Here is an 11,549-nt window from a genome sequence, read left to right on the forward strand (position 1 = left end):
GCTCGAAGGCCTGACAGGGGGAGGAACGCGAAATGAGAGTCAGCGTCTTGGGGCTCGGCTATGTGGGCTGCGTATCGGCCGCCTGCCTGGCCGGTCAGGGGCACGAGGTCATCGGCGTCGACGTCAACCAGGCGAAGGTCGACCTGGTCAACGCAGGCAAGGCGCCCGTGGTCGAGGAGCGCATCGGCGAGCTCACCGCCGAGGTCGTGGGCACGGGAGCGCTGCGCGCCACCGCCGACGTGCGCGAGGCGATCCTCGGCAGCGAGGTGTCCCTCGTCTGCGTGGGCACGCCGTCGGAGCCCAACGGCAGCCTGTGCACGACCTACTTGGAGCGCGTGACCGAGCAGATCGGCGCCGCGATCGCCGAGAAGGGCACGCGGCACACCGTCGTCTTCCGCAGCACCATGCTGCCGGGAACCTGCGCCGACCTGCTCGTCCCGATCCTGGAGAAGTTCGCCGGCGGCACGGCGGGCGTGGACTTCGGGGTCGCGGTCAACCCGGAGTTCCTGCGCGAGGGCACCAGCGTGCGGGACTTCTTCGACCCGCCGAAGACCGTCATCGGCGAACTCGACCCGGCGAGCGGCGATGTGGTCGCGGCGCTGTACGAGGGGCTGCCCGGCGAGGTGTTCCGGGTGCCCGTGCCGGCGGCCGAGGCGATCAAGTACGCGGACAACGCGTTCCACGGACTGAAGATCGGCTTTGCGAACGAATTCGCCGCCATATGCCAGGCGCTCGGTGTGGATCCGCACCAGGTGATGGATGTCTTCCTGGCCGACCGCAAGCTCAACATCAGCCCCGCGTATCTGCGACCGGGCTTCGCCTTCGGCGGCTCCTGCTTACCGAAGGACCTGCGCAGCCTCGTGCACGCCGCGCGGCGCGCGGATGTCTCGGTGCCGATCCTGTCCCACGTGCTGCCGTCGAACTCCGACCACTTGCAGCGCGCGGTGCAGCTGGTCGAGCGCACCGGGAAGCGGCGCGCGGGCCTGTTCGGCCTCTCCTTCAAACCCGGCACCGACGACCTGCGCGAGAGCCCGCTCGTGGAGCTCGCCGAGCGGCTCATCGGCAAGGGGTACGACCTGAAGATCTACGACGCGAACGTGAGCCTTTCCCGGCTGCTCGGGGCCAACCGCGAGTACATCGAGACCCGGCTGCCGCATATCGCGCAGCTGCTCGTGAACTCCGTCGACGAGGTCATCGAACACGCCGAGGTGTGCCTGGTGGGCACGAAGGACCCGGCGGTGCTCTCCGCACTGCCCCATGGCGAAGGCCCGTTGATCATCGATCTCGTCCGCCTTCCCGACGCCGAGACACGCAGGACCGAAACGGGGTACGCAGGCCTTGTCTGGTAAGACGACGGGCGGTGCCGGCCCCACCCGGCGCGCTTTGATCCTGGTGGAAAACCTGTCGGTGCCCTTCGACCGGCGGGTGTGGCAGGAATGCACGACGCTGCGCGACGCGGGCTGGGAGGTGCATGTCATCTGCCCCCGCGGCGAGAAACGCGACACCGAACCCGAAGCACTGATCGACGGCATACGGATCCACCGCTACCCGCTGCGCGCCGCCACCGGAGGACCGGCCGGCTACCTGCGGGAGTACGGCACGGCGCTCTGGCACACGGTCCGGCTCGCCCGCAAGGTCGGCCCGGTCGACGTGGTGCACGCCTGCAATCCGCCCGACCTGCTGTTCCTGCCGGCCCTGTGGCTGAAGCGGCGCGGGGCACGGTTCGTGTTCGACCAGCACGACCTCGTACCCGAGCTGTACCTCTCGCGGTTCGACCGCGGCAAGGACCTGCTCTACCGCGCCGTGTGCGCCCTGGAGCGTCGCACCTACCGGGCCGCCGACATCGTGCTCGCCACGAACGAGAGCTACCGGGACGTGGCGGTGAGCCGCGGCGGACGGCGGCCGCAGGACGTGTTCGTGGTGCGCAGCGCACCCGACACCGCCCGGTTCCAACCCGTCGCGCCCGAACCGGAGTTGAAGCGCGGCAAGCCGCATCTCCTGTGCTACCTCGGCGTGATGGGACCGCAGGACGGCGTGGACTACGCGCTGCGGGCGCTCGCGAAACTGCGCGACGAGCTCGGGCGCACCGACTGGCACGCCGTGTTCGTCGGCGGCGGGGACACCTTCGACGCGATGGTGCGCCTCTCCCACGAGCTCGGGCTCGACGACCAGGTCCAGTTCACGGGACGGATACCCGACGCCGATCTGGCGCGCTATCTGTCCACCGCGGACGTCTGCCTGTCGCCCGACCCGCACAACCCGCTCAACGACGTGTCGACCATGAACAAGGTCCTCGAATACATGGTCATGGGCCGGCCGATGGTCTCCTTCGACCTCAAGGAGGCGCGCGTCTCCGCCGGTGACGCCGCCGTCTACGCGCCCGCCAACGACGAGGCCGAGTTCGCCAAGGGCATCGCGCTGCTGCTCGACGACCCCGCACTGCGGGACCGGATGGGCAAAGCCGGCCAGGAACGCATCGGTGGGCGGCTCTCCTGGCGCCATTCGCAGGAGTCGCTGCTCGCCGCGTACGAAGCCGCCTGCCGTGACCACGTACCGGTGGCGGCCCGGGCGCCCCGCACACGGAGGAGGCCGCTCCGTTGAGCGACGACACGATCCGCCTGGCCACGATCGGGCGGATGATCAATCGGCGGTGGCGTCTGCTCACGGCCCTCGCCCTGGTGGGCGCGCTCGTCGGCCTGGGCATCTCGCTGGTCTTCCCGCCGCGCTACACGACCTCGGCCTTCGTGCTGCTCTCGGGGCAGTGGGAGGAACGCGAACTCCTGACCCAGGTCGAGATCGCCACCAGCTCGGTGGTGGTCGACCGCGCGGCCCGCAAGCTCGGCGACACGGGACTGAAGGACCGGGTGAGCGCCAAGGCCGCCGAAGGGAACATCATCGAGATCTCGGGCACGGACGACACCCCCGAGGGCGCGCAGCGCCTGGCCGACCTGCTCGCCGACGAGTACGTGGCGTTCGCCGCGCGGCTCGCGGGCGACACCACCGACTCCGACCCGGCCCTGCGGCCCGACGCCCTGAAGAAACTGGTCGTGAAGACCAGCCGCCGGATCACCGAACTGGCCGAGGCCGCCGATCCCGGGCAGAGCGTGGAGAGCGTGCAGGGCCGCACCGAACTGGAGAAGCTGCGCACCGCGCTGCAGGAGGCGGTGGAGAAGCTGCAGGAGGTCGACCCGGCGCTCAACCGGGCCAACATGGTCGTCATGGGCCCGGCGGCACGCCCCGCCGGTGAAGCGCCCCCCACCCGGTCCCAACTCGTCCTCGGCGGCGCGCTGTTGTTCGTTGTGTGCGCGGTGATCGGGCATCTCGCCGCGGCCCGGATGAGCCGAAGGCTCCGTACGGAACCGGAGATCGCCGCGGCGCTCGGCTCGGCGTCCCTGGGGTCGGTGGACGTGCCCGGCGGCCGCGCCGCGCCGGCACCGCTCGACGGCGGCACGCGCGCCCGGATACGACGGCTGCTCGGTGTCGACACCCGGTGGGACACCCCGACGCTGCAGGCGTCCGGCGGCGAGGGCAGCCGGCGGATCCGTTACGGACGGGTGTGCGCCCGGCTGCAGGAGCAACTGCCGCTGACCAGCGGTCCGTTGCTCGTGATCGCCCTGGACGACGACGGCGTGGGGCGCGTGGCCGCCGAACGGCTCGCGGCCGAGGCCGGAGGCGATCCGGCCCTGGAGGTCGTGGTGGTGTCCGGGGAGCGGCCCCTGGTACCGGACCACACCACCGAGTCCGGCGCGCTCGTCGTGCTCGGCGCGGGCAGCCGCACCGCCGCGGAACTCACCGCCGTCGCCGACGCCTGCACGGACGCCGGACACGGGCTGCTCGGGTTCGTCCTCGCCGGCACGGTCGTCTCCCGTGCGTCCGGAGGTCCTTCGGAAGGCCGCGTGCCCGCGATGGCCGGCGGCGACCCGAGGGGAGGCGCGGCATGAGCACGAACGTGACTCCGGACGCCCCGCACGCCACCCCGCTGCTCGACCTGCAGGCCCTCGTGGTCGCCGTCCGCAGGCGCCGCCGCTTCTGGTGCATCGTGGCCCTGCTCGGTCTGCTCGCCGGTGCGGCGGTCGCGGTGTTCCTGCCGCCGCCGCCCACCGCCGTGAGCACGGTCCTCGTCGCGCACGAGGCGGACCAGCCCAACGATCCCGGCACGCTGATCCGTACCGATGCCGCGCTGCTCAAGACCACCAGGATCGCCGGTCAGGCCCTGAAGTCGCTGGGTTCCGCGGAGCGACCGGAAGACTTCATGCAGGACTTCGAGGGCACCGGGCTGACCAACAACCTGCTGCAGATCACGGTGAAGGGCGACAGCGACGCGGACGCGGTCGCGCGGGCGAAGGCGCTCTCCGAGGCCTTCGTCGCCGACCATGTGCGGCGTCTGCAGGAGGCGGCGGAAGCCGAGGCCAAGGCGCTGCTCGTCCAGCGCGACCAGATGCGCGACGACCTCGCCGAGGTCAACGCGGAGATCGGCGACGGAACGCCGGAGGCCGACCCGGAGACCGGCCCCGGGGCCTCGGCGAACCTGGAGTCGCTCTTCGCCCGCAGGGCCGAACTCACCTCCCGTATCGCCGACTTCGACCAGCGCGCCGAAGAGGCCCGCATGGGCGCGCCGCGGCTCATCGCGGGGACGCAGATCGTGGACGCCGCGCGGGCCGTGGAGCACTCGCTGCGCAAGTCCGCGGCCACCAACGCCGGGATCGGCCTGGTCCTCGGGCTCGTGCTCGGACTCGCCCTCGCCGCCGTCGGCTCGGTGGTGGCGGACCGTCCCCTGCTGCGCCGGGCGATCGCCGCCGACCTCGGTGCGTCCGTCCTTGCGGAACTGCCGCGCCGCAGGCCGGTGTTGTGGCGCCGGCACCGGGACCGTGTGGCACGCGAACGGCTCACGGTGTCCCTGGCCCGCACCGTACGCGGCTCCGCCGAGCCGCTGTCGCTGCTCGAACTGGGCTGTGCCCGGCCGACGAGCACCATCGCCCTGGACCTCGCCGCGGAGCTGGCGGGGGAGCGGCCGGTGGCGGTGCTCGACGGTCTGCCCGGCCGGCAGCTGGCCGGGCGGCAGCCGAAGACGGATGCCGTACGCGTGGTCAGCGGCGCGGACGCCGTGCCGCATGAACTCCCCCTCGGCGTCGGCTCGTTGGCGCCCGGCACCGCATGGACCGACCTCCAGTACCTCGGCACCCGCACGGTGCTCGTCGTACGGGCGGGGCACGCCCGCGCCGCCTGGCTGCACACCGTGGCCAGGCAGCTCGCCGACCAGCGCATCGAGGTGCTCGGCGTGGTCCTCATCGACCCCGACCCGCGCGACCGCACCGACGGCACGCTCTGGGACGGGCGCCAGACCGCGCTGCGCGGCCAGAGCGAACGGCTCGCCCGGCTGAACGGTACGGCCAGGCCACACAAGGAGCCGCTGCCCGTACCGGCCGCGCGCGCCGCGGACAGCGACGAGGAAGGCCGGTAGGTCATGTGCGGCATAGCAGGCACGTATCGATGGCCGGACGGGAAGCTGGTGACCGACCGGCTCACCGAGGTCCTCGCGCACCGCGGCCCGGACGGGGCCGGCCGGTACGGCCACCCCGTCGGCGACGGCGAAGTACAGCTGGGCCACCGCCGCCTGGCCATCATCGACCTCTCCGACACCGGCGCCCAGCCGATGGCGAAGGACGGGCTCGTCCTCACGTACAACGGCGAGCTCTACAACGCACCGCAGTTGCGCACCGAGCTGGAGTCGGCGGGTGTGCGCTTCCGCGGCACCTCCGACACCGAAGTGGTGCTCGAAGCCTGGCGGCGCTGGGGGACGGACTGTCTGCCGCGGCTGCGCGGCATGTTCGCGCTCGGCATCTTCGACGAGCGCACCGGTGAACTGGTGCTCGCCCGCGACCAGTTGGGCATCAAACCGCTGTTCCTGCTGCGCCGCGGGGAGGGCCTGGTGTTCGCCTCGGAGCTCAAGGCACTCGCCGCGGTCACCGGCCAGACCCTCGAAGTGGACCCTGCGGCGCTGGTGGCCTCGCTGCTCTACTACTGGGTGCCGGACTCGCGCTGCGCGTACCGCGAGGCCGAGAAGCTGCCGCCGGGCAGCTGGCTGCGCTGCCGCCCCGACGGCCGGGTGGAGCGCGGCCGCTACTGGAATCTGCGGGACGTGGCCGCCGAGGCGCGCCACAGCGCACCGCCGGACCTGGCCGCCGTCGTCGAGGAGTCCACCCGGCAGCACCTCCTTGCCGACGTCCCGGTGGCGACCTTCCTCTCCGGTGGCCTCGACTCCAGCTATCTGACCGCGCTCGCGGCCCGCCACCGGCCCGGCATCTCCGCCTACACGATCGGATTCCGCGCCGAGGACGCCAAGTTCGAGGCGATGCCCGACGATCTGAAGTACGCGCGGCAGGTGGCGGCGCGGTTCGGCGTCGATCTGCACGAGATCGAGATCGCGCCGAACGTGCTCGACCTGCTGCCCGAGATGACCTACCACCTGGACGAGCCGATCGGCGATCCGGCCGCCATCAACACGTATCTGATCTGCACGGCGGCCCGCGAGGCCGGGGTGAAGGTGCTGCTTTCCGGGATGGGCGCCGACGAGCTGTTCGCCGGCTACCGCAAGCACCTCGCCAACCTGATCGCGCTGCGCTACCAGCGCGTCCCGCGGCCGCTGCGGCGCGGGGTGCACGCGGCCGTGGACCGGCTGCCGGTGGCAGGGGCGCGCCGCGGGTACCGGTCGGTGCGGTTCGCGAAACGGTTCCTGTCGTTCGCCGAACTGCCGGAGGAGACGGCGTTCCGGCGCAGCTACACCATGTACGACCAGGAAGAACTGCTCGCCCTGATCGACCCGGACCTCGCGGCCACGGTCGACGACGTGATCGGCGAGCACACCGAGGTCTACGAGGACAACGAGCTCGACGACTTCGTGAACCGTATGTGCCTGGGCGACGCCCGGATGTTACTGCCGGGGCTGAACCTCGCGTACACCGACCGCTCCAGCATGGCCGCGTCCACCGAGGTCCGGGTGCCGTACGTGGACGTCGAGGTGGTCAAGGCGGCCTTCGCGTTCCCCGGGGAACGGAAGATCGCCGGGCGGCAGGGCAAGGCCGTGCTCAAGGAGGCGGCCGCCACTGTCCTGCCGCGGGAGATCGTCTACCGGCCCAAGGGCCTGTTCAGCGCCCCGCTGCGGGCCTGGATGAGCCGGGACCTCGCGCCCCTGGTCCGCGAGGTGATCAACGACGGCGAGCTGGTGCGCTCCGGCTTCCTGCGACGTGACGCACTGCGGCGGATGGTGGCCGAGGACGCCGCCGGGCAGCGCGATTTCTCCAAGCATCTGTGGCACGTACTGACCCTCGAGTACTGGTATCGCGGCGCGACCTCTGGGTCCCACCCGAGCACTCGGTCAACGGCATAGGAATCTCAGAGGAGTTCGGGTGAAACAGGTTGTACAGAACTACAAGAGCGGCGAGCTCGCCCTGCTCGACGTACCGGCGCCGGGGTGCAAGCCGGGCGGTGTCCTGGTGCGCACCGCCTACTCGCTGATCTCCACCGGGACCGAGCTGATGAAGGTCTCCGAGGCCGGTATGTCGATGGTGGGCAAGGCCCGCTCACGCCCCGACCAGGTGGCCAAGGTGCTGCAGAGCGTGGCCACCAACGGGGTGCCCGCCACGTACCGCAAGGTGATGGGCAAGCTGGACTCGTACACGCCGCTCGGCTACTCGCTGTGCGGGGTCGTCGAGCAGGTCGGCGCCGGGGTGGACGACGTCAAGGTGGGCGATGTCGTGGCCTGCGCGGGCAACGAGCACGCCCTGCACGCCGAGGTGAACTGGGTCCCCAAGAACCTGTACGCCAAGGTCCCGGACGGTCTCGCGCCCCAGCACGCGGCCTTCGGCACGGTCGGCTCGATCGCGCTGCAGGGCGTACGGCAGGGCGAGCCGCAGCTGGGCGAATCGGCTCTGGTCGTGGGTCTCGGTCTGATCGGCCAGCTGGTGGTGCAGCTGCTCACGGCCGCGGGTGTACGGGTGGTGGGAGCCGATCCCGACCCGGTGCGCTGCGAACTCGCCGAGCGGCTTGGCGCGGTGGCCTGCGGCGACCCCGGATCGCCGGCCGTGGAGGCCGCCGTCGCCGAGCTCACCGAGGGGTACGGCGTGGACCAGGTGTATCTGGCCGCGGGCGGCGACAGCAATCAACCCGTGGAGCTGGCCGCCAAGTTGAGCCGCGACCGCGGCCGCGTCGTCGACATCGGCAAATGCCGGCTCGACCTGCCGTGGAACGCGTACTACGAGAAGGAACTCGACGTCCGCTTCTCGCGCTCCTACGGCCCCGGCCGTTACGACCCGGAGTACGAACTCGAAGGCCGGGACTATCCGATCGGCTACGTGCGCTGGACCGAGCGCCGCAACCTCGCCTGCTTCCTCGACCTCGTGGCCCGCGGCCGCGTCGATGTGGAGCCCCTCGTCTCGCACATCGCCGCCTTCGACGAGGCCGTCGAGACGTATCAGAGCCTCAAGGACGGCGGTCTCAAGGCGGTGGCGGTGCTGTTCCGCTACCCCTCGCATCAGCAGGAGACCGAGCCCGCGAAGGTGACCGTCCCTGGCGTCACCACCCCGCCGAAGACGGTCAAGGGCACCCGGTCGCCGGTGCGCCTCGCCTTCGTCGGCGCCGGCAACTACGCCACCTCGATGCTGCTGCCCCACCTTGCCGGGCGTGACGCCGTCGCCCTGTCGACCGTGGTCACCACGACGGCGCTGTCCGGGGCCAACGCGCAGAAGAAGTTCGGCTTCGACCGGGCCACCACCGACCTCGACGCCGCACTCGGTGACAAGGCGATCGACGCCGTATTCGTGGTCACCCGGCACAGCTCGCACGCCGCCCTGACCCGCCAGGCGCTCCAGGCAGGCAAGTCCGTGTTCGTGGAGAAGCCCCTGGCCCTCACCGAGGACGAGCTGGCGAGCGTCCTCGCGACGGTGGAGGAGTCCGGCAACGACCGGCTGCAGGTGGGCTTCAACCGCCGCTTCGCACCGCTGCTCCAGGAGGCCAGGAAGCAGTTCGGCACACGGACCGGCCCCGCGAGCCTGCGCTACCTGGTCAACGCGGGCCGTCTGGACCACGGCAGCTGGTACCTGAGGCAGGGCACCGAGGGCACCCGGTTCGCCGGTGAGGGCGGCCACTTCATCGACACCGCGAGCTGGCTGCTCGGCGCCGACCCCGTCTCGGTCTACGCCACGGGCACCGCGGGCAACGAGGACCTGCAGATCGTCCTCGGCTACCCGGACGGGTCCACCGCCACCATCAGCTACGTCACCACCGGTGCGCCCGGCTATCCCAAGGAGACCCTCGACCTGGTCGCGGACGGCAAGGTGCTGCGGCTCGACGACTTCGTGCGCGCCACGGTGTACGACGGCCGCCGCAAGCGGTGGGTGAGCTCGCGGCTGCCGAAGGCCAGGGACAAGGGACAGAACGCCCAACTGGCCGCATTCGTCAAGGCCGTTCGGACCGGCGGACCGATGCCCGTATCCCTGGAGTCGCTGGCCGCCACCACAGCCGCCACCCTCGCCGTCGGCACCAGCCTGGCCGCCGGTGCGCCCATCACGCTGGCGGGGTCACGATGAGCATGAGCGCGGGCTGGTACCTGCGGCGCCTGTCCCGGATGGCGCCGCGGGAGATCGGCGGCCGGGTCGGTGACGCGGTCCGCCGGCGCCGGTGGCGGTCGACGCCGCCCGACTGCCCGGACGTGACGGGCGCCCGGTTCACCGCCGTGCTGCCCGAGAACGTGCTCGCCGCGGTGCCGCCGGACGCCGTGAAGCGCCTGGTCGCCGAGGCGGACCGGCTGATGGCCGGGCACGTCGAGTACTTCGGCGTGGTCCGCGACGATCTGACCGACCCGGACTGGTGGTACGACCCAAAGACCGGGCGCCGCGCACCGTGGGGCTATGCCTTCGGACTGCCGTACCGCGACGAGGAAGCGGTCGGCGACATCAAGCAGATCTGGGAGCTGTCGCGGCACCAGTACCTCACCGTGCTCGCCGCCGCGTACGCGCTCACCGGGAACGAGCGGTACGCCGAGCGCGTGGCCGAGCATCTGCGGTCCTGGTGGGCGTCCAACGCTCCGTTACGCGGTGTGCACTGGATCAGCGGGATCGAGCTGGGCATCCGGCTCCTGTCCTGGGTGTGGATCCGCCGGCTCCTCGACGGCTGGGAGGGCGCGGCCGCCCTGTTCGAGGACAACCCGGTGGCGCGGCACCAGATCTGGCACCACCAGCGGTGGCTCGCAGCCTTCCCGAGCCGGGGCTCCTCGGCGAACAACCACATCGTCGCGGAGGCCGCCGGTCAGTTCGCCGCATCCTGCGCGTTCGCCTGGTTCCCCTCGTCGGAGCGCTGGCGCGAAGACTCGCTGCGCAGTCTCGACCGGCATCTGCGCAGCAACACCTTCCTTTCCGGCCTCAACCGAGAACTCGCCACCGAGTACCACGGCCTGGTCCTCGAACTGGGACTGGCCGCCCTGGCCGAGGCGGACGCCGCCGACGTGCCGGTCCCCGCGACCCTCAAGCTGGTCCTGCTGCGGATGGCCGACGCCCTCGCGGCCGTCGTGGACACCCGGCTGCGGCCACCGCGCCAGGGCGACGCGGACGACGGACACGGACTGATCGTGGACGGCACGGGCACCGACCGCTGGGGCTCGCTGCTCGCCACCGGGGAAGCCGTGTTCGGACGGCTCGACTGGTGGCCGGAGGCCGGCGTGAAGGACGTGCGCACTCCGCTGCTCGCCGCGCTCATCAAGCCCGCGGACCTTTCCGTACGCCGCCCCGCGGACCGGCCGGACCACTTCGCCGACGCGGGCCTCACCCTCCTTCGCTCCCCGCGATCGGCGGGCGCGGGCAGCGAGATCTGGTGCCGCTGCGACGGCGGACCACACGGCTTCCTGTCGATCGCGGCGCATGCCCACGCGGACGCGCTGTCCGTGGAGGTGCGCCACGACGGCGTCGACATCCTCGCCGACCCGGGCACGTACTGCTATCACGGGCAGCCGGAGTGGCGGCAGTACTTCCGCTCGACCCTCGGCCACAACACCGTGCAGGTGGGCGGTGCCGACCAGTCCGTCTCGGGCGGGCCCTTCCTCTGGACCAGGCAGGCCGAGACCAGGGTCCTGACCGCCGAGACCTCCGGTGAGGGACTGGCCCGTTGGTCCGCGGAACACGACGGCTACCAGGAGACCGTGCACCGCCGGAGCGTCGAACTGACCCACGCGAGGGGTGAGTTGCAGGTGAAGGACGAGGTCCGAGGCCCACGATGTGACGTGCACCTGGCATTCCACCTCGGCCCCGAGGTCTCGGCGCACCTGGTGGACAGCCGCGCCGAGCTCACCTGGACGCGGGACGGCGAGACCCGCTCCGCCGTGCTCGACCTGCCGGGACGGCTGTCCTGGCGGGCGCACCGCGGCGAGACCCAGCCGCCGCTCGGCTGGTACTCCGCCGGCTTCGGCCGCAAGGAACCCGCCACGGTGCTCATCGGCACCGGGATCGCCGACGGCGTGACGGAGTTCGTCACCGTGCTCAGGTTCGAGAACTAGGAGGGAG

The 11,549-nt window shown here is 71.6% G+C and carries 7 protein-coding genes; all 7 read left to right on the forward strand.

The annotated features are described in order from the left end of the window. Positions 1–32: 32 nt before the first annotated feature. The 7 genes from H9Y04_RS33250 to H9Y04_RS33280 are packed head-to-tail and all read left to right on the forward strand — an operon-like array spanning position 33 to position 11,542. The gene (locus tag H9Y04_RS33250; protein ID WP_187817854.1) at positions 33–1,349 is read left to right on the forward strand and encodes a nucleotide sugar dehydrogenase; all 1,317 of its coding nucleotides are present in this window, start codon (positions 33–35) and stop codon (positions 1,347–1,349) included. Next, on the forward strand, positions 1,339–2,601 hold the full coding sequence (locus tag H9Y04_RS33255; protein ID WP_187817855.1) for a glycosyltransferase family 4 protein: 1,263 nt from the start codon (positions 1,339–1,341) through the stop codon (positions 2,599–2,601). The genes H9Y04_RS33250 and H9Y04_RS33255 overlap by 11 nt, the downstream gene beginning before the upstream one ends. Continuing rightward, the gene (locus tag H9Y04_RS33260; RefSeq protein ID WP_187817856.1) at positions 2,598–3,941 is read left to right on the forward strand and encodes a Wzz/FepE/Etk N-terminal domain-containing protein; all 1,344 of its coding nucleotides are present in this window, start codon (positions 2,598–2,600) and stop codon (positions 3,939–3,941) included. Before H9Y04_RS33255 ends, H9Y04_RS33260 begins: the two co-directional genes overlap by 4 nt. Beyond that, positions 3,938–5,461, forward strand: coding sequence for a Wzz/FepE/Etk N-terminal domain-containing protein (locus H9Y04_RS33265; RefSeq protein ID WP_187817857.1), 1,524 nt, complete (start codon positions 3,938–3,940; stop codon positions 5,459–5,461). The genes H9Y04_RS33260 and H9Y04_RS33265 overlap by 4 nt, the downstream gene beginning before the upstream one ends. Before the next feature lie 3 nt (positions 5,462–5,464). Continuing rightward, a complete protein-coding gene (gene asnB, locus H9Y04_RS33270) occupies positions 5,465–7,387 on the forward strand; it encodes an asparagine synthase (glutamine-hydrolyzing) (RefSeq protein WP_187817858.1) in 1,923 nt (640 codons plus the stop codon). A 19-nt stretch (positions 7,388–7,406) separates the two neighbouring features. Continuing rightward, positions 7,407–9,584 (forward strand): bi-domain-containing oxidoreductase, encoded by a 2,178-nt coding sequence (locus H9Y04_RS33275; RefSeq protein WP_187817859.1) that lies wholly within the window; start codon positions 7,407–7,409, stop codon positions 9,582–9,584. Beyond that, on the forward strand, positions 9,581–11,542 hold the full coding sequence (locus H9Y04_RS33280; protein ID WP_187817860.1) for a heparinase II/III family protein: 1,962 nt from the start codon (positions 9,581–9,583) through the stop codon (positions 11,540–11,542). The genes H9Y04_RS33275 and H9Y04_RS33280 overlap by 4 nt, the downstream gene beginning before the upstream one ends. The last annotated feature ends 7 nt before the right edge of the window (positions 11,543–11,549 follow it).

Origin of the sequence: Streptomyces polyasparticus (assembly GCF_014493765.1) — a bacterium.
Lineage (GTDB): Bacteria > Actinomycetota > Actinomycetes > Streptomycetales > Streptomycetaceae > Streptomyces > Streptomyces polyasparticus.